The organism is Kitasatospora sp. NPDC058218 (genome assembly GCF_042882445.1).
Taxonomy (GTDB): Bacteria; Actinomycetota; Actinomycetes; order Streptomycetales; family Streptomycetaceae; genus Kitasatospora.
On record NZ_JBHVWC010000033.1, the window covers coordinates 74,047 to 95,324 of the forward strand.

19 protein-coding genes are annotated in these 21,278 nt (G+C 72.1%); 7 read left to right on the forward strand and 12 right to left on the reverse strand.

Features of this window, described 5'->3' with window-relative positions:
* Positions 1 to 87: 87 nt before the first annotated feature.
* From ACFVYI_RS21505 to ACFVYI_RS21515, 3 genes are all read left to right on the forward strand, one after another.
* Positions 88 to 1,158, forward strand: a complete 1,071-nt coding sequence (locus tag ACFVYI_RS21505; protein ID WP_387887891.1) for a TIGR04222 domain-containing membrane protein — start codon at positions 88 to 90, stop codon at positions 1,156 to 1,158.
* A 235-nt stretch (positions 1,159 to 1,393) separates the two neighbouring features.
* A complete protein-coding gene (locus ACFVYI_RS21510; protein WP_387887893.1) occupies positions 1,394 to 2,203 on the forward strand; it encodes an aldolase in 810 nt (269 codons plus the stop codon).
* 1 nt (position 2,204) lies between these two features.
* Entirely contained in the window at positions 2,205 to 3,092 is an 888-nt protein-coding gene (locus tag ACFVYI_RS21515; protein WP_387887895.1) for a dihydrodipicolinate synthase family protein, read from the forward strand.
* Between the two features lie 7 nt (positions 3,093 to 3,099).
* Here the strand turns inward: ACFVYI_RS21515 and ACFVYI_RS21520 are convergent, their stop codons facing one another.
* The 4 genes from ACFVYI_RS21520 to ACFVYI_RS21535 all read right to left on the reverse strand — a co-directional run bounded on the left by ACFVYI_RS21520 (position 3,100) and on the right by ACFVYI_RS21535 (position 11,178).
* Positions 3,100 to 3,675, reverse strand: a complete 576-nt coding sequence (locus tag ACFVYI_RS21520) for a helix-turn-helix domain-containing protein (RefSeq protein ID WP_387887897.1) — start codon at positions 3,673 to 3,675, stop codon at positions 3,100 to 3,102.
* Positions 3,676 to 3,756: 81 nt separating this feature from the next.
* A complete protein-coding gene (locus ACFVYI_RS21525) occupies positions 3,757 to 4,746 on the reverse strand; it encodes an ABC transporter ATP-binding protein (protein WP_387887900.1) in 990 nt (329 codons plus the stop codon).
* Between the two features lie 181 nt (positions 4,747 to 4,927).
* Positions 4,928 to 7,849, reverse strand: a complete 2,922-nt coding sequence (locus ACFVYI_RS21530) for a hypothetical protein (RefSeq protein ID WP_387887902.1) — start codon at positions 7,847 to 7,849, stop codon at positions 4,928 to 4,930.
* The gene (locus tag ACFVYI_RS21535; RefSeq protein ID WP_387887905.1) at positions 7,846 to 11,178 is read right to left on the reverse strand and encodes an FtsX-like permease family protein; all 3,333 of its coding nucleotides are present in this window, start codon (positions 11,176 to 11,178) and stop codon (positions 7,846 to 7,848) included. The genes ACFVYI_RS21530 and ACFVYI_RS21535 overlap by 4 nt, the downstream gene beginning before the upstream one ends.
* 352 nt (positions 11,179 to 11,530) lie before the next feature.
* Here ACFVYI_RS21535 and ACFVYI_RS21540 point away from each other — a divergent pair, with 352 nt between their 5' ends.
* Positions 11,531 to 12,241, forward strand: a complete 711-nt coding sequence (locus ACFVYI_RS21540) for an ABC transporter ATP-binding protein (protein WP_387887907.1) — start codon at positions 11,531 to 11,533, stop codon at positions 12,239 to 12,241.
* Between the two features lie 219 nt (positions 12,242 to 12,460).
* On the opposite strand, the gene ACFVYI_RS21545 is transcribed toward ACFVYI_RS21540, so the two are convergent.
* On the reverse strand, positions 12,461 to 12,736 hold the full coding sequence (locus ACFVYI_RS21545; RefSeq protein WP_387887910.1) for a hypothetical protein: 276 nt from the start codon (positions 12,734 to 12,736) through the stop codon (positions 12,461 to 12,463).
* A gap of 103 nt (positions 12,737 to 12,839) precedes the next feature.
* Positions 12,840 to 13,691 carry a helix-turn-helix domain-containing protein gene (locus ACFVYI_RS21550; protein ID WP_387887912.1) on the reverse strand — a complete coding sequence of 284 codons (852 nt, stop codon included), beginning with the start codon at positions 13,689 to 13,691 and terminating at the stop codon, positions 12,840 to 12,842.
* Between the two features lie 91 nt (positions 13,692 to 13,782).
* On the opposite strand from ACFVYI_RS21550, the gene ACFVYI_RS21555 reads away from it, so the two are divergent.
* Positions 13,783 to 14,610: a phytanoyl-CoA dioxygenase family protein gene (locus ACFVYI_RS21555; protein WP_387887915.1), complete on the forward strand. Its 828-nt coding sequence runs from the start codon at positions 13,783 to 13,785 to the stop codon at positions 14,608 to 14,610.
* 42 nt (positions 14,611 to 14,652) lie between these two features.
* Here the strand turns inward: ACFVYI_RS21555 and ACFVYI_RS21560 are convergent, their stop codons facing one another.
* From ACFVYI_RS21560 to ACFVYI_RS21580, 5 genes are all read right to left on the reverse strand, one after another.
* On the reverse strand, positions 14,653 to 15,057 hold the full coding sequence (locus ACFVYI_RS21560; RefSeq protein WP_387887916.1) for a TipAS antibiotic-recognition domain-containing protein: 405 nt from the start codon (positions 15,055 to 15,057) through the stop codon (positions 14,653 to 14,655).
* A gap of 283 nt (positions 15,058 to 15,340) precedes the next feature.
* Positions 15,341 to 16,210: a hypothetical protein gene (locus ACFVYI_RS21565; RefSeq protein ID WP_387887919.1), complete on the reverse strand. Its 870-nt coding sequence runs from the start codon at positions 16,208 to 16,210 to the stop codon at positions 15,341 to 15,343.
* Between the two features lie 10 nt (positions 16,211 to 16,220).
* Positions 16,221 to 16,784 (reverse strand): papain-like cysteine protease family protein, encoded by a 564-nt coding sequence (locus tag ACFVYI_RS21570; RefSeq protein WP_387887921.1) that lies wholly within the window; start codon positions 16,782 to 16,784, stop codon positions 16,221 to 16,223.
* Positions 16,785 to 17,025: 241 nt separating this feature from the next.
* The gene (locus ACFVYI_RS21575; protein WP_387887923.1) at positions 17,026 to 17,397 is read right to left on the reverse strand and encodes a winged helix-turn-helix domain-containing protein; all 372 of its coding nucleotides are present in this window, start codon (positions 17,395 to 17,397) and stop codon (positions 17,026 to 17,028) included.
* Complete coding sequence (locus ACFVYI_RS21580; RefSeq protein WP_387887925.1) at positions 17,394 to 18,059, reverse strand: hypothetical protein; 666 nt, start codon at positions 18,057 to 18,059, stop codon at positions 17,394 to 17,396. The genes ACFVYI_RS21575 and ACFVYI_RS21580 overlap by 4 nt, the downstream gene beginning before the upstream one ends.
* Before the next feature lie 239 nt (positions 18,060 to 18,298).
* Here ACFVYI_RS21580 and ACFVYI_RS21585 point away from each other — a divergent pair, with 239 nt between their 5' ends.
* Both ACFVYI_RS21585 and ACFVYI_RS21590 read left to right on the forward strand, forming a co-directional pair.
* Entirely contained in the window at positions 18,299 to 19,021 is a 723-nt protein-coding gene (locus tag ACFVYI_RS21585; RefSeq protein ID WP_387887927.1) for a class I SAM-dependent methyltransferase, read from the forward strand.
* Between the two features lie 66 nt (positions 19,022 to 19,087).
* Positions 19,088 to 20,002 (forward strand): IS982 family transposase, encoded by a 915-nt coding sequence (locus tag ACFVYI_RS21590; RefSeq protein ID WP_387887929.1) that lies wholly within the window; start codon positions 19,088 to 19,090, stop codon positions 20,000 to 20,002.
* A gap of 19 nt (positions 20,003 to 20,021) precedes the next feature.
* Here ACFVYI_RS21590 and ACFVYI_RS21595 read toward each other — a convergent pair whose 3' ends face one another.
* Positions 20,022 to 21,221, reverse strand: coding sequence for a GNAT family N-acetyltransferase (locus ACFVYI_RS21595; protein ID WP_387887932.1), 1,200 nt, complete (start codon positions 21,219 to 21,221; stop codon positions 20,022 to 20,024).
* Positions 21,222 to 21,278 lie beyond the last annotated feature (57 nt).

A 21,278-nucleotide genomic window follows, 5' to 3' on the forward strand; every position in this document is an offset into this window, starting at 1 on the left:
GGAGGCCCAAAGCCCTTGCGGTGAAAGGCTGGTGGCGGGACCCTCACCTGACGGGCGCGCAAGGCGCCGCGGCAGGGGGGCCGGCGAATGTGGCTTGACACGTACTTCTGGACTGCGGCCGGGCTGACGCTGGCGGCCTGGCTCATCGGCGTCGGGGGCGCGATGGCGAGGGACAACGCCGTCGAGCGGGCGGGTGTGATCGGCCGGGAGCTGTCGCTGGTCGAGGTGGCCTTCCTGGCCGGCGGACCGGGCCGGGTGGTGGACACCGTCCTGGTCGGGATGGAGCGCGAGGGGCGGCTGGTGATCTCCCGTGCGGGCGAGGTCACCCTCACCGCCGCCGACCCGAGAGCCGACCTCGACGCCGGCACCGCGGCGGCCACCCCGGTCGAACAGGCAGTGATCGACGCCACCGGTCCACTGCGGCGCGCGGAACTGGCCAGGCTGCGGCCGGAGGTCGCGCGGAGCGCCGCCGTGCAGGGCATCGGCGACCGACTGGAGGCGGACCGACTGCTGATCAGCCGCTCGCTGCGACGCCGCTACACCCGGAGCCGGCAGGTCCTGCTGGCCGCGCCGCTCGCCCCCGTCCTGGTGGCGGCCGTCGCCGGTGCGGTCGCCCTGGTCGACGGCTCCGCACCCCGGCCGAGCTGGTGGGCGCTGCTGATCGTGGTCGCGGCCGGTGCGCTCATGACGCTGATCGTCCGGCTGGTCGGCCCCGGGCGCGACCGGGTACCGGGCTGGGTGCGCCGCGAACTCCACCGACTCGGCGCCTCGACCGACCGCTCGACGGAGACGGTGCGGGCGCACGTCGCACCGGAGGTCGTGCTGGTGACGGGCCTGACGGTCCTCGGCGCGGTGGCGGTCAACGGCGCGGTGGCGGTGGCGGATCCGGCGCTCCAGACGGCGCTGCTGACCGCCTCGACCCAGGAGGAGGCCCTGAAGGTCCAGGCGGCGTCGGGCGCCGGGTGGCAGTCCGGCGACGGCGGCGCCGGTGTCGGCGGCTGGTGCGGCGCCTCCGGCGGCGACTCGGGTTCGGGTCACGGGTGCGGGGCGTCCGCCTGTGGTGGCTCCTCGGGGTGCGGCGGGTCCTCCGGTTGCGGCGGCGGGTCAGGCTGCGGAAGCGGGTGCGGGGGCTGCGGCGGCTGCGGGGGCGGCGTCTGACCCCGGGAGCGCCCAGCGGCGGCCGGGCCGGGCGGCGGGCCGGGCCGGGCGGGCCGGTGACGGCAGGTGCGGGCCGGCGGTCCGATCACGTGTGCGGTGTCGACGGTAGGACACATCGTGTCCTAAGGTGAACAACGTGTCCTCGCCCGCCTCCCCGGCGGGTGGCACGGCGCCGCCGCCTGCCCAACGGCCGTGCCGCACCCGGGCGTTCCCGCACGAAGGAGAAAGCACGGCCATGGCAGAGACCCTCACCGCCGCCAAGGCGGAGCTGGTGGAACTCGCCCACCGCAGAATGCAGACCGCCATCCCCGACAACGGCTGGACCACCCGGCAGAAGCTCGCGCTCACCTGCCGGATCCTGTTCGACGCCGGGCACGACTCCGGCCTGGCCGGCCAGATCACCGCCCGCGCCGAACAACCCGGCACCTACTACACCCAGCGGCTGGGGCTCGGCTTCGACGAGATCACCGAGTCCAACCTGCTGCTGGTGGACGAGGACCTGAACGTCCTGGCCGGCGAGGGCATGGCCAACCCCGCCAACCGCTTCCACAGTTGGGTGTACCGGGCCCGCCCGGACGTCGACTGCATCATCCACACCCACCCCCTGCACATCTCCGCGCTGTCGATGCTGGAGACACCACTGGTCGTCTCGCACATGGACCTCTGCCCGCTCTACGACGACTGCGCGTTCCTGGAGAAGTGGCCCGGCATCCCGGTCGGCAACGAGGAGGGCGAGATCATCACGGCCGCGCTCGGCGACAAGCGCGCCCTGCTCCTCGCCCACCACGGGCAGTTGGTGGCCACCGGCAGCGTCGAGGAGTCCTGCGTCCTCGCCGTGCTGTTCGAGCGGGCCGCCGAACTCCAGTTGCTGGCCTCGGCGGCCGGCCGCATCCGGGAGATCCCCGACCTGCTGGCCCGCGAGGCACACGACTGGATCTCCACCCCCAAGCGCGGCCAGGCCTCCTTCGGCTACTACGCCCGCCGTGCCCTGCGGGCCGGCCACGGCGACGCGCTCGACGCCTTCGCCCCGGAAGGCGGTGCCTGAGATGGCCGGTCCGACCCTGGAGGGGATCATCGCGTACCCGGTGACCCCGTTCGCCCCCGCCGACGGCGGTATCAACCTCGCGCGCCTCACCACCCTGATCGACCGGCTGGTCGACGCCGGCTGCCACGCCGTCGCACCGCTGGGCTCGACCGGGGAGAGCGCCTACCTCGACGACCAGGAGTGGTTCACCGCCGCCGAGGCCTCGGTGGCCGCGGTGGCCGGGCGGGTGCCCACCGTGGTGGGCATCGCCGACCTCACCACCCGCAAGGCCGTCCGCCGCGCCCGGTTCGCCGAACAGGTGGGCGCCGACGCCGTGATGGTGCTGCCGCTGTCCTACTGGAAGCTGGACGAGCGCGAGATCACCCGCCACTTCACCGAGGTCGCGGGCGCCGTCTCCGTCCCCGTGATGATCTACAACAATCCCGCCACCAGCGGCGTCGACCTCTCCCCCGAGCTGATGGTCTCACTGGTCGAACGGGTCGAGAACATCACCATGGTGAAGGAGAGCAGCGGCGACGTGCAGCGGATGCACCGGCTCACCCAGCTCACCGGTGGCGAACTGCCGTTCTTCAACGGCAGCAACCCGCTGGCCCTGGAGGCGTTCGCCGCCGGCGCGGCCGGCTGGTGCACGGCCGCGCCCTGCCTGATCCCCGGGGCGGTCCTGGAGCTCCACCGGGCGGTGCGGGTCGGCGACCTCGACGCCGCCCGGCAGGCCTTCTACCGCCAGCTGCCCCTCCTGCAGTTCATCCTGCGGGGCGGACTCCCCACCACCGTCAAGGCCGGCCTGGCCCTGCGCGGCCTGGACGTCGGGGAGCCGCGCCACCCGCTGCTGCCGCTGGACGACGAGCGCACACTCCGCCTCGCCGAACTGCTCGCGACGCTGGACTGACCCACCGTCAGGGCAGGCTGGGCACCCGGTCCGACGGGCCGGCCGGGTCGTCGTGGATCACCACGAGGATCGCGGCCGGCGCCGGGCCGGTGCTCCGGCAGCGGTGCGGCAGCGCCGAGTTGAAGTAGACGCTGTCCCCCGGGGCGAGCTCGACCGTCCGCTCGGGGAACTCCAGCTCGACCGTCCCGGCGTGCACGAAGAAGAACTCCTCGCCCGCATGGGACTTGAAGGGCGAGTCGCCCAGCTCGACCGGCGGGTACATCATGAACGGCACCATCTGCTTGCCGCTGAGGCCGGTCGCGATGCCCTCGTAGTGCGGGGCGCCGGGGCCGGCCCCGTCGGCCATCGGCGTCCGCTCGCCGGCCCGGACCACCGTGATCAGCTCCGGCTCCACGTCCTCCGAGAACAGCCGGCCGACGTCGACCTTCAGTGCGTGCGCCAGCTTGAGGGCGGTCGAGATGGAGGGATCGCTGAGCCCCCGCTCCACCTTGGAGAGGTAGCTCTTGGTCACCCCGACCTGCGCCGCCAGCGCCTCCAGGCTCAGCCGGTTCTGCTTCCTCAGCACCCTCACTCGGCTGCTCATGCGGCACCTCTCGCCCCGGAACGTTCGGTTCAGTATCCCACCGCGCCCGGCCCCGGTGCCGCGGGGCCGGGCACCCGTCCGTCAGTGGCCGGCGATGTCGTCCGGGCGCACCGCGATGTGGTCGGCGCCCAGATCGACGGCCACCCGGTGCTCCATGCCCAGGGCCTCCAGGAACTTGACCGGCAGCTGCACCCGGCCGGTGCGGTCGAGCATCACGTACTCACGCTCGTTCACCGACTCCTCGCCGTGCTCGTCCGTGACCGTCCGGCGCAGCACCTCGCTGCTGGTACGGCCGTCGCGGATGGCGACGGTGCGGCGGACCTCGGCGGCGACCATGGGGTCGTGGGTGACGATGACGACGGTCGCGCCGAGTTCGCGGTTGACGGTGCGGAAGGCTTCGAAGATACCGGCGGCGGTCTCGGAGTCGAGTTCGCCGGTGGGCTCGTCGGCGAGCAGGACGGGCGGGTTGTTGGCCATGCCCACGGCGATGGCCACGCGTTGCTGCTGGCCGCCGGAGAGTTCGGCGGGGCGGCGGTGGGCGAGGTCGCCCAGCTCCATCGCCTCCAGGAGTTCGGCGACCCGGGCCGCCTGCTGCTTGGAGCGGGCGGCGCCGCCGGCGCGGCCGCGCAGCTGCATCGGCAGGGCGATGTTCTCGGCGGCGGTGAGGAAGGGCAGCAGGTTGCGGGCGGTCTGCTGCCAGATGAACCCGACCACCTCACGGCGGTAGCGCAGCCGCTCCCGGGTCGACATCTCCAGCAGGTCGCAGCCCGCGACGGTCGCCGTCCCGGCCGTCGGCACGTCCAGCCCCGCCAGGATCGTCAACAGCGTCGACTTGCCGCTGCCCGACGCACCCACCAGAGCGACCAGATCGCCCTGACGGATCGTCAACTCAAGGCCCTGGAGCGCCTGCACCTCCACACCCTCGGCACTGAAGATCCGCACCAACCGCTCGCACACGATCGCCGCATCCGCCGCGTGCGCCCTCGGCGCCGCAGCCGCCAACGCCCGGTCCTGCAACTCCTGAAGAGTCGGGGCCTGGACAACCGCCCGACCCTCGAAGCCACCGTTCACCACTGATCTCCTGTCGCCGCTGCGCCTGGGTGCGCTCCTGGTCGCGGTAGCCGCGAGTTGATTCCCTTGCCGGTCACCCGGTGGCGTGCTTCGTCGCCGCCCGCCGGGTCGGGTGCGTCGGGGTCGGCCGGCCTGACCGACCGGCCGTCCCGCCGGGCCGACCGCGCCGCCCGAACCGTGGTCAACGCTGCTCCCCCGCCCGCAGCTCGGTGCTGATCTGGCGTCGGCCGGAGATCAGCGCCTCGGCGAGCACACCGGCCGTGACCAGCGCCGCCAGCCCGAGGACCTGGAACAGGACGGGCAGCACCGCGGGCTTCAGGCCGGCCGGAACCGGGGCACCGACCAGTGCGGACAGGTCGATCGCCGGACCGAGCAGGGCGACCGCGGCGAGCGCGACCACTCCTCCGCCGACCGCCGCGGCGAGCGTCTGCGGCAGAGTCTCGGCGACGATCAGCGCCAAACCCTGCCGGGGCCGCAGGCCCATCGTGCGCAACCGCGCCAGCACGGCCACCCGTTCGGGGGCGGCCCGGAGCAGCGTCAGCAGGACGGCGAGCAGGGCGAAGCCGGCGGCGCCGATCACCGCGGCCCAGAACAGCCGCGCGGCCGACAGCTGAAGCGGATCGGTGGCGAGCTCGGCGGCCCGGGCGGCGCTGGTCCGGACCACGTACCCGGTCGGTACCGCGTCGGGATCGGTGTCCGCGGGGGCCTGGGCCGCCGGCGCCGGGCCGGACGCGGCGGGGGCGGGGGCGGGGGCGGAAGGTGAGGCAGCGGTCGGTGAGGCTGCGGTCGCGGCGCCGGTCGTGGAGCCCGGGGCTACGCCGCCGATCCTCATCGGTTCCAGCTCGCGCACCAGCCCCTTCAGCCGCCGCTCGTCGATGTCACCGGTGGCGAACCAGAGGTTGGCCTGGCCGAGTTCGGGAAAGCTCGCGGTCACGGGGCCGGACGGCAGCACGACGAATCGTCGGGTCGTTTCCTCCAGCGCCGGTGTGCCGTCGACGGTGCCGGCCGACTTCGCGAGGAGCTCCTTCCCGTTGGGCATCCGCAGGCGGTAATTCCCGTCGGTGATCTTCTTCGCGATCTCGGTGCTGAACAGAGCCGGCACGGGACTGTCGGTCCCGCCGCCGTCGCCCGCGAGGACGGCCGGGTCGAACGCGCCGCGCCCGACGGTCCGGGACAGCTCCGCGTACGCCACCGGGTCGACGACCAGCGCGCTGACCCGGACGAGCCCGCTGTCGGCGCCGAGGAGGAACACCTCGCTCTCCCACCAGACGCCGGTGGCCGTCCGCACCCCGGGCAGGGCGGCGGCCGCCGCGAGGAAGGCGGGCGGGAGGACGGCACCGGACGGCATCCCGACGGCCGCGTCGGCGCCGACCGCGCTCCGGGCGGCGTGCGCGCGGTCACGGTCGACGGCGTCCAGCACGGTGGCTCCGAACCCCGCCGTGGTCACCGCGAGCATCAGCGCGAGCAGCGGCAGCACGGACGGGCGCGGCCGGCCGCCGGTCCCGCGCGCGGCCCGGGCCAGACCGAGGAACCCGATCAGCCCCGAACCCCGGCCGGCCACCCGGGCGAGCGCACCCACCAGCACCGGCTGGAGCCGCGCCAGCACCAGGCCGCCCGTCAGGGCCAGCAGCAGCGGAGCCGCCACCAGCATCGGATCCAGCCCCTCCCCCGGCGGGACGACCCCCCGGCGCCGGACCTCCAGCACCGCCGCGACCGTGACGGCCAGGACGACGAGTTCGCCGACCAGCCGACGCCGCCCGCCCGAACCCGGGGCACGCGGCGCGGACCAGAGCAGCGCCGCCCGGGCCGGAAAGCCCAGCAGCGCGAGCAGCAGAACGGCCAGGGCCGCCAGCAGCGAACCCGACCAGCGCGGCGTCGGCAACAGCCACAGCGCCGAGGCCGTCGCCAGCAGCCCGGCCGGCAGCACCGTCACCGCGCCCTCGCCGAGCAGCCGGCGCAACACCCCGCCCCGCGACCCGCCACGGGCCTGGAGCAACCGGAGCTCGCCGACCCGCCGGTCCCCGGTCAGACCCGCCGCCAGACAGAGCACCACCGCGGCGACACCGGCCAGCCCGGCCGGACCGATCGCCGCCAACGGCGCGGCCGCATCGTGCCGGGCGATGGCCTGCTGGAACAGCTGCGGCAGCTCCGAGCCGATCCGCAGGTCCTCGCGCCCGGTGGCGACGGACAGGCGCGTGGCGGTGGGGCCGCCGACGTAGGAGGAGATCTCCTCCCCGGTCCGGTCCAACTGATCGGCGCGCAGGGCGGCGGTGTCGATCGGCAGCCGCCAGAAGTCGGTCGCGCCGCCTCCCCACGGGGCGATCAGGTCCATCGCCCCGGGCGAGACCACGCCGGCGGTGTGCCAGTACAGCTCCTTGGCACCCTCCACACAGGCCCGCTCGGGGCACGGCAGGTCGTACCAGTACCGGTCGCTCGGGTCGTCGGCCGTGTAGAGGCCGACCACCTCGGCCTGGAACCGGCCCCCGGAGGGGGAGGTCCCACCGTCGATGATGTCGCCCACGTGGATGCGGATGGTGTCGGCGCCGCTCTTGCTGAGCGCGATCGCGACCGGCTTGGCGACACCCTCGCCCGGCTCCGGCGGGGCGGGCCAGCGGCCTTCCACCAGGGTGACGCGGTCGGTGATGCCGTGCGTGTAGAGCAGGTCGAGCACGGGCTTCGCCTCGCCGAGGGTGGCGAACCCGGGGTTCCACATCTTGCGCGGCTTGTTGCCGCGCGTTCCGTACACCGGGCCGCTCGCCGCGATCCCGAACGTCTCCTTCGGGTACGACGTGAGCTTCTCTGCCACCTTGTCGAGGTCGGCCTCGCCGAGGCGGTGGCTCGACGTGGCCAGCATGCTGGTCCAGGACGGGCCGCGGTCCTTCAGGTACTCGCGCAGCGCTTCGTCCGTCCCCCGGTCAACGGCGCGGGGGAAGGCGGCGGCCAGGAAGACGGTGCCGAAGGCGAGCAGCGCCATGAGCCCGGCGGCCAGCGGCGCCGAGCGCAGCCTGGTCCGCACCCAGGGCGCGGGCCGGTACCCGGCGCCCCGGTCGGCGCCGGCGGGGCTGGGGGTGCCGGGCGTACCGGTGCCGGCCGGGGTGGTCACATCTCCTCCACGTGCCGCAGCCGGGCGGCCACGTCTCGACGGCGACCTCCGCTGAGGGAGGCCGACAGCAGGGCAACGGCGGTGATCGCGGCCGCGAGCAGCACGGCCTGGCCGAGCGGCAGGTCGACCAGGAGCTCGGGCACCGGCCGGCGGGCGGCCGGGGTGAGCACCACCAGCGGCACGATCAGGTGGACGATCAGGCCGCCCAGGGCCAGCCCGACGAGGCTGCCGAGACCGACCAGGACGCCCTGCTCGGCAGCGACCGTCCATCGCAGCCACCGCCGTGGCGTGCCGAGCGCGAGCAGCACGGTGAACTCCCCGGCGCGTTCGCGGGCGGAGGCCGCCGAGGCGGCGGCGAAGCCGATCGCGGCCAGAACGGTGCTGACCAGGGCGATCGCGGCGAGCGCACTCTGCGGGGCGGCGCTGAGCGGGTCGGCGAGCAGATCGGCCGCCACCTCGTCGCGCAGCAGCAGTTGCTGGCCGCCCGGTTCGGCGCGCAGCTTGGCGGCGGCCGCGGCGGGCACCTCGTCCCCCGAGCCGGTGGCCGGCAGCCACCACTCGGAGGTGGCCGGCAACTGGCGGCCCGAGGTGGCGAGCAGCCGCCCGGTGGTGGCGAGGTCGAGGACGATCGCCGTGTCCCCGGCCACGGGCAGGGACTGGACCACGCCGGTGACCTTGACCTGCAGAACGGCGCCGGCGAACGGCACCTTGACGATGTCGCCGACCGCCGCTCCGACGGCGGTCAGGTAGGCGTGCGTGGCGACCCCGGAGACGACGTTCGGGACCGGGGCGCCGGCGGGAGCGACATTGGCCTGAACGCTGTCGACGCCGCCGCGCCCCTTCTGGTAGCGGAGCTTGAGCAGCTGCTGCTCCCCCGCTCCGGCGGGAACGACCGTGGACGCCGACGTCTCCGCGCCGGCGGGGGCGACGGTGCTCCAGGCGAGGCCGGCCGGTGCGGTGACGGGAGTGGCCGGCCCGGTCGCGGTGTCGGAGACGCGGATCCCCCGGAGGGTCAGATCACCGACGAGCGCGGGGGTGCGATCCGTACCGAACACGACGACCATTCCGGCCAGGGTGAGCGGGGCGGCGGCGGAGCCGACCGGCGAGCCGGTGAGCGCCGCGAGATCGGCGGTGGCCACGGCGTCGCCCTGGTTGGGGACACCGGCCAGCGGGGCCCGGAACGTGCCGCCGAACCGGTCGCGCAGCAGCAGCCACACATCCGGATGGGAATCGGACACCACCGCCGGCGTGTTGGTGAGGTCGACGTCGATCCGCTGGGCGCGGCCCGGCAGCGGCAGCCCGGCCTGGACCCCGGTGGGCGCGGGCTCGGCCAGCGGCGCGAACACCTCCCGGGGGCGCTGCCCGTCGAGCAGATCCGCCCGCACCGGCACCCGGTCGGCGAACCCCGCGGCGTCCAGCGCCAGCAACTGCCCGGCAGCGCCGTTCGGCAGTGAGTTCTCCTGCCGGACGACCGGTATCAGCCGATCACCGCCCGGCAGCGCCCCGTACCGGCCGCCCTGCCCCATCGACGCCGTGGTCGAACCGACGATCCGCAGACCACCCGCCGTCACGAAGTCCGCCTGGTCACGCTGCGAAGCCGACCAGCTGGAGTGCTGGCCCAGCGCCAACACCCCCGTCGACACCGCCAGCACCAGCAGCAGCACCGGCCCCGTCGCCCGCCCCGGCCGACGGGCCAACTGCCAACCCACCAGCGCCGGTACCAGACCCCGCCTTCGCGCGGCCAACCTGCCGCCCAACCGGGCCGCGAACGGCAACAGCCGCAGCACCAACAGCGTCCCCGCACACAACGCCAGGGTGGGAGCGGCGATCAACACCGGGTCCAGACCCAGCCGCCCGGCCGAGTCCGCCGACAACCCGCCGCTGTACTGCGACAGTTGGTAGTAGGCGAGAGCTGCCAGAGCGACCACCGCGAGATCCGCGCCCGAACGCACCGCCCCCGCCACGAGCGCCTGACGCCGCCCCGCCCGGCGCAACACCGCACCACCGGCACCACGCAGCAGGGCGGGCGCGGTGGTCAACACGACACAGGCGAGCGCACAGGCCGCCGCGACCGGCCAGAGCGTCCAGCTCAGCCCGGTGTCCAACGGCACCCGGGACAACGGCCCGAACCCCGCGAGCGCCCGCAGCAGAAGCGGCGCGAACAGCGGCGCGAGCACCGCCGCCGGAAGAGCCAGCAGCAAGGACTCGGCAGCCGTGAACACCCCCAGCCGCGCGCCGGACGCGCCACGCGCGGCCAACAGGGCGTTCTCGCCCACCTGCCGGGCGGCCATCAGATGGACCACCAACAGCAGCACGGCGGCAGCGAGCACCACCAGTTGCAGGGCTCCGATCAGCAGCGTCGACCGGGCGACCAGGGCGCTGGACTCCAGCTCCTGCAGGAGCACCGGCAGTTCGGTCGAGACCTGGAGGCCCGCGGTCCTTCGCAGCTCCTCGGCGAGGCCGGCGGCCCGCTCCCGGAGGGCGGTGGCCTCGGTGGCACGGACCGCGGCGAAGTCCGCCCGGAGCAACCAGCTCCGGCCGTTCTGTGGGATGCCCGCCGTGGTGAAGGCCGTGTCGTCGACCAGCAGCGGGCCGTAGGTGGTGAAGCCACCGACCTGGATCTCGTGGCCACCCAGCGAATCCAGCCGCCAGTACGGGTCCGCGAGATCGGCGGCACGGTAGACACCCGTGACCCGGACGGTGAGCGGCGCACCGCTCAGCCGGTCGTCCAACCGAACCTCGGCGGGCAACGCCCCGGCACTCAGCCCCAGCCGGACCAGCGCGGTCTGCGGAACGGCGACCTGCACCGGCCCCGTTCCGGCCGAGGCCGGGGCCGGGGCGGCAGCGGCGGGCCACGACCCGGCCAGCAGGGTGACACGGTTGTGGTCGAGCGCCGCGAGCACGGTGAGGTCGGTCGGCCTCCCGGCCGCCTGGGTGGAGGCGGCTCCGGCGGCGGGGGCGGCGGCTCCGGCAGCGGGGGCTCCCGCGCCAGGGGCGAGAGCACCGGCGGCGTCGGCCGGGAGGCCGTAGGAGCGGCTGCGGGCCAGGCTCTCGCTGTGCGCGGGCAGGTCTCCGAAGAGCCGGTCGGCATAGGCGGCGACGGCCGTGTCGTCCGCGGCCCGCTTGTCCAGGCCGTGTTCGGCCTTGACCAGGACGGTGGTCCGGGCTTGACCCGGCCCCTGGAGCGACTGCCGAAGCCCCGCCTCCCCCACGGTGCGGTTGAACGCCACCAGTGCGGTGAGCACCGCCGTGGTGATCAACACCGTGAGCAGGACGGCGGTGGCCAACGGCAGTCGCCCGCGCAGACGGCGCACGACAAAGCCGAGCATCCTTTTCCTCCCCCGGTACATTCCGGTCGCGTCCGGCTTCTCCGTCCGTGCACTCCTGCCACGGGATGGACGCCTGTCACGCACCGCTACGGTGACCACCGGCGCTTGATCACCGGATAGCGGACGATGCTGTCAGATCCACTCTTCAAACGGAAGGGACTTGCGCGAATCATGTAACTAGTGAGCAAATTCTCCGCGTTAGCAGCTCATCGGATCCGCACCGCCGATGCATCATCAACGCCTCGGCGGCGCCGGTCGGTTCAATGGCCGCCCAATATGCCATGAACACTTCAATCTCATCGCCCGTCATGAGTACTTCACTTCAGTCGAGGAACACCCAGGGGGACGCCTTATGACGCAGCAATCGACCGCCACCGTCACCACCGACATGGTCACCGTCACCGACCTCACCCACAGCTTCGGCACCGGCGACCGCACCGTGCACGCACTGCGCGGCGTCTCCTTCAGCGCCCGCCGCGGCGAACTCACCGCCCTCAAGGGCCGCTCCGGCTCCGGCAAGACCACCCTCCTCAACCTCGTCGGCGGCCTCGACACCCCCACCGGCGGCACCATCACCCTCGACGGCACCGACCTCGACCACCTCGACGAGAACGGCCGGCTCGCCCTGCGCCGCGACCGCATCGGCTTCGTCTTCCAGTCCTTCGGCCTCATCCCCGTCCTCACCGCCACCGAGAACGTCGGCATCCCGATGCGCCTGCGCAACACGCCCGCCGCCGAACGCGAAGAACGCGCCCGCACCCTCCTCGCCCTCGTCGGCCTCACCGACCACGCCAACCAGCGCCCCGCCGAGCTCTCCGGCGGGCAGCAGCAACGCGTCGCCATCGCCCGCGCCCTCGCCAACCGCCCCGACCTCATCATCGCCGACGAACCCACCGGCCAACTCGACTCCGAAACCGGCCGCTCCATCATGGAACTGCTGCGCGCCGTCGTCCGCAGTGAAGGCGTCACGGCCCTCGTCGCCACCCACGACCCCACCCTCATGGAACTCGCCGATCGCGTCATCGAACTCCGCGACGGCCACATCGTCGACCCCACGCCCTGAACCCCCGGCGGATTCCTTCCCCTCGGGCGTCGGCCCGCCGATCCACCCCTTCGGCCCCGGGGGGCCGCCCTTCGGGGCACCCGCCGTGGCCCTGCGGGGCACCGAGCCGTGGCCTTCCGGTCCGACCCGCCAGGTGCAGCGGGCCCGGGGAGGCCCGCCCACGAGCGGACGGTCATCCCGAGGCCCGAGGGACAGTCGCGCCCAGGGCGCGCGCCGCGCTCAGAGCGCCCTGAGCACGGCCTCGCACTCCCGGCACCGTCGCGTGCGCTGGGACGGCGGGTACCAGGGTTCACCCGGCCCGGACGGCTGGTAGCCCTCCCGTTCGAGGTCTCCGGTGTCGATCCCGCAGAACGTGACCGGCCCCGGGTCCTCCGGCACGTCCGGGTCGGCCGGCGCCGCGTGCACCCAGCGAATCCGGGCGCCCACGTCGACCTCCCCCTCGTCCAGCACCTCCGTGGACGACTCCAGCTCGACCAGCACGACCACTCCGCTCATACCTCGACCCTGCCCCCCGCCCGCCCGGGCCGCATCCCGACCACCGGAACGGGGAGCCGGACCGCCGGGCCCGGGCGAGTCGGACACCCGTACGTCCCGCGGTTCACGATCCGGTGCACGGAGACCTCCCCTCGGCCTGTCGCTCCTCCGTCCTCCCTCGCTCACGCAGTCGGAAGGCGGTGGGGGACAAGGAGGTCGCGACGCGGAACCTTCGGGAGAAGTACAGCGGGTCGGTGAAGCCGATTCGGGCGGCGATCGTGGCCACGGGCAGGTCGGTCACCATGAGCAGTTGACGGGCCAGGTCCATCCGCTGGCGGTCCACGTAGGACATGAGGCCGGTGCCGAGCTGCGCCGAGGCGAGGTGGGCGAGGCGGGACGGCGACAGCCCACCGATCCGGGCCAGCGAGTCGACCGAGTGCGGCTCCTCGATGGTGTCGCCGATGTGTTCCAGGACGGTCAGGAGCCGCGGATCGAGGACCGTCCCGCCCGGGTTGCGCGTGTCGCACCACAGCAGCGCCTCTTCGACGGCGTTCATGGCGAAGAGCGTGCTGCGGCGAAGACCTGCGCGCCGGGCGGAGATCGCGCGATCGAGGGCCTGAACGACGCGGGCCCGCACGGTGTCGTCCACCTCCACCTGCCGGATGCCGGGCGCGGCGGTGGGCCAGTCGAGCAGGGAGAGCCAGTCGGGGCGCGGGTTCAGGTGTGCCCACCGGAGGGACCACCCGCTGGCTTCGTGGTCGGTGCCGTAGTCGTGGGGAGTCCCTGGTTCGACAGCCGTGATCCGATCAGGTCCGGCGAGGAGGTCGGGGTGCCCGGGCAGTCGGAACCTGCCGCGCCCCGCCAGGGTGACGAACAGGACCCAGTCGGTCGTACCACCTGATCGCACCGTGCGGTACGTGCTGCCCTCGTCCAGCTCCCCGCACACGACGCGGTCATGCGCGGACGCGATGGTCACTGCTGCTCGGGGTGAGGCTGCGACAGGATCGTCCATGCCGTCGACCGGTTCTGCCATGCCCTTACCCGCTCGTGAACCCGACGATTGACCCATGACTACCAGCGCACTCTCGCTCGCACCCGACGACGCCGACGCCCTGCACGCACGCTACCAGCGTGACGGTGTGATCCAGGTCGACGGCCTGTTGTCCGACGCCGAGGTCGAGACGGTCCGGGCAGCGTTCATGTTCCAGGTCGAGACGGACCACCGAGCGGTCGGTGCCGTGGACGAGGTGCCGGCCGACGACGTCCTCGCCCGGTACCCGCGCTTCATGAACCCGCATCGCCGTCCGGACCTGGAGATCGGCCGCGTCGCCCGCACGCTCATGACCGACCCGCGCATCCTCGACGTGGTCACGGCCCTGGTCGGCCCCGTGTACGGAGCTCAGTCGATGTTCTACTTCAAGCCCCCCGGCGCGCGTGGCCAGGCGATGCACCAGGACAACTACTTCCTCCGCGCGCATCCCGAGACCTGCGTCGCGGCGTGGATGGCGATCGACGACTGCGACGCGGCGAACGGAGGACTCGGCGTGGTTCCCGGCAGCCACACCCTGGAGGTGGCCTGCCCCGAGGAGGCCGACCTGACGGAATCCTTCACCCGTGGACTCGTCCGCCCGCCGGAGGGCCTGTCCGCCGTCCAGACCGAGATGCGGGCGGGCGACGTCCTGTTCTTCCACGGCAGCACCGTCCACGGGTCGCTGCCCAACACCACCGTGGACCGCTTCCGCCGTTCGCTCATCTTCCACTACGTCCCTCAGGCGAGCATCGAGATCGCCCGCCCGTACCTGCCGCTGGTCGCCCCGGACGGCAGTGAGGTCAACGTGGCCGAAGCCCTCGGTGGAGGCCCCTGCGGGGAGGGCTGGGAGGGCGCGGCGCACTGATCGCAGTGAGCCGACAGGCCGCCCTGAACCGGGCTCGGGAGACTACGCCGAAGCCTCTGATCCCGCCCCGGGGGCGAATCCGACCCCCCGTTCGGCAAAGACATTCATGGCAGCGCCCAGGAATTCCACCATCCTGGGATGGTAGGAATCATGAAATCCCCTCATGGCGTCGTCTTCCGCATAGAAGAGCGCCATGCCGGCGTAAGCCTTCCTGCTGGGGACGTAAAATCGGCACACTATGTCGAAGTGCCGGCGAACGAGCTCCTGGATCTGTCCGTCCCCGGGCTGGGAGCCGTCCAGGCGGGCCGCGATCTCCCTGTACAGCACGTCCCAGTCCCGGTGGACCTGCCCCCGGTCCACGTGCTCCCAGTCATTGGTCTCGGCAAGGCTCTTCGCCTGCTCCGCGGCCAACGACCGGCGACACTCGTCTTCGTCCTGATTCCCCATGGCACCGATCCTCGTGATTCCTGCGCCTCTTCAGCGAATTCCCTGAGAGGCGAGCGACATGCCACCATCGACCGACGGCCGATCCAGGCCGAACAGTGGCACACGCCCGCCGGGTCGGCAAACGGTTTACCGACCCCGAATCAGGGGCTTCGACGCAGTCGCCCGAGCCCGGTTCGTGATGGCCCGTCGGTTCCGTCGAGGCGGAAAAGCGGTACGGGCACGGGCCGGGACGGCTTCGCCCCGCCTCCGGCCGACGGCCAGGGGCGGGGCGAAGGAGCCGGGATCAGCCGCTGGTGTCACGCCGGCGGCGGAGGGCGAAGGCACCGCCCGCGAGCACCAGGGCCGCGCTCGAACCGCCGACGAGCACGGGTGTCGAGGAGGAGCCCTCTTCCGTCTTCGTCGCAGCACCGTAGCCGCTGGACATGCCCGCGGTGTCGTACTCCGAGCCGGGCAGCTTGTCGGCGTAACGGGCCTTGAGCAGCTTCTGGTAGTCACTCAGCGAGACCGACGACCGGCCGTCCAGGCCCTGCCGCGCCTGGTCGTTGAGCGGTTCGACCGTGGTGAGCTTCAGCTGGTACCAGCCGCAGATCTGCGGCTCGGTGAACACCAACGTCCCCACCGTGGCCTTCCCCGCGTACGTGGCATCGCTGTCGCCCTCGCGCACGGCCGCCAGGTGCCAGCCGCCGCCCTGCGTGGGGGCGAGCATGACGGTCGCGTTCCGCCCGTTGACCGGGGCGTTCAGCGCGGAGACCAGGTAACTCAGCTTGACCGCCTCGGTGGGGATCGGCAGCGACGTCCCCGCGACGAAGCCGGCGGTGACCTCGTTCAGGGCCAGCGGGTCGTTGACGGTGAAGGCCGGCATGCCCTCGCACGGGTCGGCCTTGTCGGGGATCGGCTGCGGCGTCCCGGCCTCGTCGCCCTGGGGCACCGGAACGCCGAGGAAGCGGCAGACGGTGTTGCGGACGTCGGCCGACTTCACCAGGTCGAGGGCGGCCTGGTAGTCCGGGATGTCCGCCGGGAGCGGGTCCATGGGCGCGGTCGCACGGGCGGGGCCGGCGACGGACAGGAGTGCGGATGCGCTCAGTACCAGGACGGTGGTCAGGCGGGCGCGGCGGGAGGCCGCCCGCTTGCTGGACGTTCGTGTTCCGTGCATGCCGCCTGCCTTAACGGGAGATGCCGATCCGGGAGTGAGTCCACTTGAACGAGCTGTTGCTGACGTAGTCGGCGTAGTTCCACCACGTGTAGGTGGCGGTGTCCGGCCACGGGTCGGCGACGCCGATGGTGTTGTTCGACGTGTCGAAGCCGTAGACGACGTTCATGTGGCCACCGCCGGACGTCCACCCGATGCGGGCGGCGACCGGCCGGGCTGCCTTGACGTCGGTGTAGACCTGGTTGAACGTGGCCGCACTGCTCAGGCCCGAGCCGGAGTGCGTCATGCCGAGACTGGTCCAGCCCTTGGCCATGTCGTCGAGCGTGGCGGGCTGGTTGTTGCAGCCGTAGTAGGGCTGGGCGCGGTCGCAGAAGTCCGTCTGCGTGCTGCCGTAGCCCTGGAACTTGGCGATCGTCAGTCCGGAGGCGACCCAGCACCACTGGGTCTTCTCCTGCTTGTACATGCCGATGTTGTCCTGCCCCGCCTCGGCGTGGGCCGGGCTCCCTGCGGCGGCGAGCAACCCCGAAGCCGTCAGTGCGACGGCCGTCACCGTGGCCGCGAACGTGGATCTGCCCATCTTCCTGCCTTCCCGCGAAAGTGCGATGCGTGCCGGGGGATCTGGCAGAGCTATGACAGCACGAACTGGCGACAGAACGACTGGTAAGTACAGAAACTGTACCTACAAGGGCGAATCGTCATATATGCAGTGGGCCCGACGACATCGGGGACCTCGTCGACCCGGCACAGGCGGTCGACAGCTTGAATCGAATCGACCCGGCATCAGCAGGTCGAGTGTCCTACGAGGTCGAACGAGAAGCTCAGCCCGGAGCGGGAGCGGCTTCGGAACCGGGGTCGTCCTCTCCGTCGCGCGCTTCGTGCGGGCCGGGTCCTTCGAGCTGGTGGATCAGGGTCTTGAGCGTCGCGATCTCGTCCTGCAGGGCCTTCTTGCCCGCTTTGGTGAGCTGGATCCAGGTGCGGGCGCGTTTGCCCTCGTAGCCCTTGTCGATCGTGACCAGACCCGCCTTCTCCAGGACCGCGAGGTGCTGGGAGAGATTGCCGGCGGTGAGACCGAGCGTGCTGCGGAGGAAGGTGAACTCCACCCGCCGGGCCTCCTTGGCCACCGCGAGGATGCCCAGCCGAACGCGCTGGTGCACCACGTCGTCGAGGCTGCTGGTGGGGTGTTCCGTCATGCGGCCGACCGCCCCTGGACCCGCTGCAGCAGGGCGAGGCCGACGCCGCCGAGCAGCAGCACCCCTCCCTCGAACAGGATGTGCGGGAGGCCCCCCCACGGCGACGGGCCGGGAAGGTCTCCGGCACTGAGCATGGCGCCCAGGTAGGCGCAGGCGATGGCGAGGAGCGGCCAGCTGCGCTCGATCCGGGCGAGCAGCAGCAGCGCCAGGCCGATCGTGCCGGCCGGGCTGAGCACCGTGCTGTCGAAGATCGGGGCGAAGGGCGACGGTCCGCGGAGATCGGCGAGGAACTCGGGGTGCATGACCGTCCAGACCGAGTAGACGGTGATGAGCACGACCAGGGCGATCCCCAGGGCCAGGTACGGTCCGACCCGGGTGCCCAGGCCGAGCCGGTCGGCACGACGCAGGTAGAACCAGCTGATCGCGCCGTAGGCGAGCACCAGCGCCACCGGCCAGTACCACATCGCCGGCGGCAGGCTGCCGGGACTGTGGTCGCCCTGGCCGTAGCGGACCACCGGCGCCGCGCCGATCCGCACGGCGGCGAAGACGAGGAGGGCGAACCAGGCACCGCGCTGCTCACGACGGACGTGCCGGACCAGGGCCCGCTTCATTGCCAGGAGATGGCGGGGGTCGCCCGGGGACGGGACAGGGTGAGTCGTCATGGGAACAAGGTTTGCATGACAAACCAATTGTGTCCAGAGATCCATTTGCGACACGGTCAGCTAGGGCGGCGTCGGACCCTCGGTATGCCCCACACCCCCAGCCGGCCGACGAGCGCCGTCGACCCGGGTTCAGCCGAGCCCGGCTGAACGGCGGAGGCTAGATGATCTATTCCAAGGGGTGAGGCGAGTTGAAAGCCAGTGGCGGCGCCAAGAACGGAGCGAGTACCGTCCGGGTTTTGATGACTGACTCCTGGGACACCATCGCCGATTGGTATGCGGGACTGCTGCAGGCCGGTTCCGCTATGCACGATTTCAACCGTGACGTCCTGCTCCACCACCTTCCGGAAGAGCTCAACGGGCATCACGTCCTCGACCTCGGGTGCGGCGAGGGGATCGTCGCCCGAGCGGTGGCCGCCCGCGGAGCCTCCGTCGTGGGCATCGACCCATCACCACGCATGATCGAACACGCGCGGGCCGCCGAGACAAGCCAGTCCGGCACAGTGATCTACTCAGTCGACGACGGATGTGTACTGAGCACAGTCGTCGCAGACTCTGTCGATTGGGTGACCGCCGGGCTGTCCCTGAACAACGTGCCCAACCTCGATGCGGCGCTCACGGCCGTGAAGCGAGTGCTGGTAACGCAAGGCTCACTCGTCTTCACCATCCCCCATCCCTGCTTCGAAGCGCCGCACGCAACCTGGACGCAGGCGGCCGACGGGGCCGCCCGCCGGGTCGTCGGCAGCTACCTCACCGAAGGCTTCTGGCGCTCCGACAACCCCGACGGTGCCCGCCGGGCCGGCAACCAGCACCGGACGTTGTCCACGTACCTGACCGCACTGGTCCGGCACGGTTTCGTCTTGGAAGCCGCTGCCGAGCCGGTCCCAAGTGCCCAAGTGGCGGCCGCGCAGCCGCAGCGGGCCGAGCTGCCACCATTCCTCGCCATCCGCGCGCGCAGCACCTGAACACGAACCGGTACCAACTGCGTCCGTTGTGCGGTAGAGCAGGACAAGGGAGTCCAATGTCGGTGTGTGAAGACTGACTTGGACTCCCTCGCGACTGCACTCTACGTGCAGCTCGACGATCTGCTGAAGATTTCGCCGCAACTGGCACCGTGGCGCCCGAAGGTGGGACTGGCTCCCAGACTGACCGACGCGGAGCTGGTGGCTCTCGCGGTGATGCAGGCCCTCCTTGGTTTCACTTCCGAGGCGAGGTGGCTGCGGCACGCGCACACCCACCTGCGTCACCTGTTCCCGTACTTGCCGAAGCAGCCCGGCTACAACAAGCGCCTGCGCAAGGCGGCCGAACTCATCCGGCACGCCAGCCGCGAGCTGGCCACCGACACCACGATGTGGACCGACGACGTGTGGGTCGTGGACTCCACACCGGTCGAGTGCGGGCGCTCCCGGGAGACCGTCAAGCGTTCCGACCTGGCGGGATGGGCCCAGTACGGCTACTGCGCCAGCCACTCACGCTTCTTCTGGGGACTGCGGCTGCACCTGGTATGCACCTTGAGCGGCCTGCCGATCGCCTTCGCGCTGACCGGGGCGAAGGCCGACGAGCGTGAGACCCTGATCGACATCTTCGCCACCGAGCCCGCCCTCACCGTCGACCGCCCCGGGCAAACGCTGATCGGGGACAAGAACTACTTCGGCCGCGAGTTCGAGACACAGCTGGCCGAGCTGGGCATCCAACTGCTGCGTCCGGCCCGCAAGGGCGAGGCCGAGCGGGCCGGAGCACAGCTGTTCAAACCGCTGCGGCAGGTCATCGAGTCGATCAACGAGACCTTCAAGGGGCAACTCGATCTCGAACGCCACCACGGCCGCACCCCCGACGGCGTGATCGTCCGAGTGCTCCAGCGGATCCTTGCCCTGACCGCCGCAATCTGGCACAACCAGCGCACCGGCCAACACGTCATGCGGTCACTGACCGCCTACGATCACTGACCCCCTTGGAATCAATCATCTAGTACGGCAGGTAGTAGCTGAGTACGTCGGCGGTGAGTGGGGGGAAGAGCACCCGGAACAACTCCTCGTCCGCGGCGTAGACGTCGGGGCGGATCCGGGTCAGCCCCTCGATGCCGTACGGGCCGAACAGCAGGGCGGCCAGATGGTCGGGCGCCAGCCCGACGCCTCCCACGGCTCCCGGCGCCTGCATCGCGCCGCCGGTGACGACCTCACCGAGCCCGTCGGCGAGAACCGGAATCCGGTAGTGGGCACCGAAGGTGGAGATGACGATGTCCCGGCCGGTGCGGTCGGTCCCGGCCGTGGTGAGGCGCTGCCAGAACAGCGGACGCAGCCTGTCGAGCAGCGCTGCGACATCCGGGACGCGGACGTAGTACTGCTCCGCCCTCCGGTGCGGTTCGTGGTCGATGAACTCCTGCCACGCGTCACCTGTCACGGTGCCTGCCCGATGGACGATCCGTATCCGGCCGCCGGGGGCCAACGCGGCAACGCCGCTCAGGAGGTCCCGTGCCGCCGCCTCGTCGCGCGCCGTGGCCTCGGCCAGGAGCAGCTCCGCACCGGGAGGCGTGGTGCGCGCGGTGGCGATGACCGTGTCGGCATGTTCGAGAACCCAGAGGTTGCTCGCCTCGTGGTCCAGGAGCCATCGCCAGCACGCCGCCGAGTGCGGCATCGTCACATCGAACCCGCTCTGGGCCGAGGCTTGCAGGGCAGCCATGGCGGGGACGTCGGAGGGCCGGGCGGCTCGGAGCGTGGCCGTTCCCCCACCGGGCGGCAAGGCGTTCACGTTCAGCGCCTGCGGTATGTCGATGGCGTACTCGTAGCCGAACAGCCGGTAGAAGTACGGGATTCCGATCATCGCCTGGACGAGGTGGCCACGGGCGGCAGAACGCTCGTGAGCCCAGTGCATGAGCGCCCTCACGAGCCCGCGTCCCTCGTATTCGCTCGCGGTCGCGACCAGTTCCACCTGGCCGGCGGGCAGCCGGACGCCTCCGATGCGCAGCTCCTCGTCGAGGAGCGTAGCGGTGGACACGACCCGGTCGCCGTCGACGACCACGGCGCAGGCGGACAGGCCCGCGTCGGGGTCGCTGACAACCAGCCGGTGATCGATGGCGTCGTCCGGCTCACCACGCTCCGACAGGAGCGCGCCAATCTGATCAAGATCTGCGGGCCTCGCCTGTCGCAGGGCGAGGCCGTCGGCCAACGAAACTGCTGCGGAACGTCCTCTGGCCGGGGTCACAGGCAGACTGTGGCAGCGCCC

Excerpts from the sequence above, each read along its gene's own strand:
- ACFVYI_RS21505 (WP_387887891.1), top strand. The coding sequence starts at position 88 with ATGTGGCTTGACACGTACTTCTGGACTGCGGCCGGGCTGACGCTGGCG.
- ACFVYI_RS21510 (WP_387887893.1), top strand. The coding sequence starts at position 1,394 with ATGGCAGAGACCCTCACCGCCGCCAAGGCGGAGCTGGTGGAACTCGCC.
- ACFVYI_RS21515 (WP_387887895.1), top strand. The coding sequence starts at position 2,205 with ATGGCCGGTCCGACCCTGGAGGGGATCATCGCGTACCCGGTGACCCCG.
- ACFVYI_RS21520 (WP_387887897.1), bottom strand. The coding sequence starts at position 3,675 with ATGAGCAGCCGAGTGAGGGTGCTGAGGAAGCAGAACCGGCTGAGCCTG.
- ACFVYI_RS21535 (WP_387887905.1), bottom strand. The coding sequence starts at position 11,178 with ATGCTCGGCTTTGTCGTGCGCCGTCTGCGCGGGCGACTGCCGTTGGCC.
- ACFVYI_RS21540 (WP_387887907.1), top strand. The coding sequence starts at position 11,531 with ATGACGCAGCAATCGACCGCCACCGTCACCACCGACATGGTCACCGTC.
- ACFVYI_RS21545 (WP_387887910.1), bottom strand. The coding sequence starts at position 12,736 with ATGAGCGGAGTGGTCGTGCTGGTCGAGCTGGAGTCGTCCACGGAGGTG.
- ACFVYI_RS21555 (WP_387887915.1), top strand. The coding sequence starts at position 13,783 with ATGACTACCAGCGCACTCTCGCTCGCACCCGACGACGCCGACGCCCTG.
- ACFVYI_RS21560 (WP_387887916.1), bottom strand. The coding sequence starts at position 15,057 with ATGGGGAATCAGGACGAAGACGAGTGTCGCCGGTCGTTGGCCGCGGAG.
- ACFVYI_RS21565 (WP_387887919.1), bottom strand. The coding sequence starts at position 16,210 with ATGCACGGAACACGAACGTCCAGCAAGCGGGCGGCCTCCCGCCGCGCC.
- ACFVYI_RS21570 (WP_387887921.1), bottom strand. The coding sequence starts at position 16,784 with ATGGGCAGATCCACGTTCGCGGCCACGGTGACGGCCGTCGCACTGACG.
- ACFVYI_RS21575 (WP_387887923.1), bottom strand. The coding sequence starts at position 17,397 with ATGACGGAACACCCCACCAGCAGCCTCGACGACGTGGTGCACCAGCGC.
- ACFVYI_RS21580 (WP_387887925.1), bottom strand. The coding sequence starts at position 18,059 with ATGACGACTCACCCTGTCCCGTCCCCGGGCGACCCCCGCCATCTCCTG.
- ACFVYI_RS21585 (WP_387887927.1), top strand. The coding sequence starts at position 18,299 with ATGACTGACTCCTGGGACACCATCGCCGATTGGTATGCGGGACTGCTG.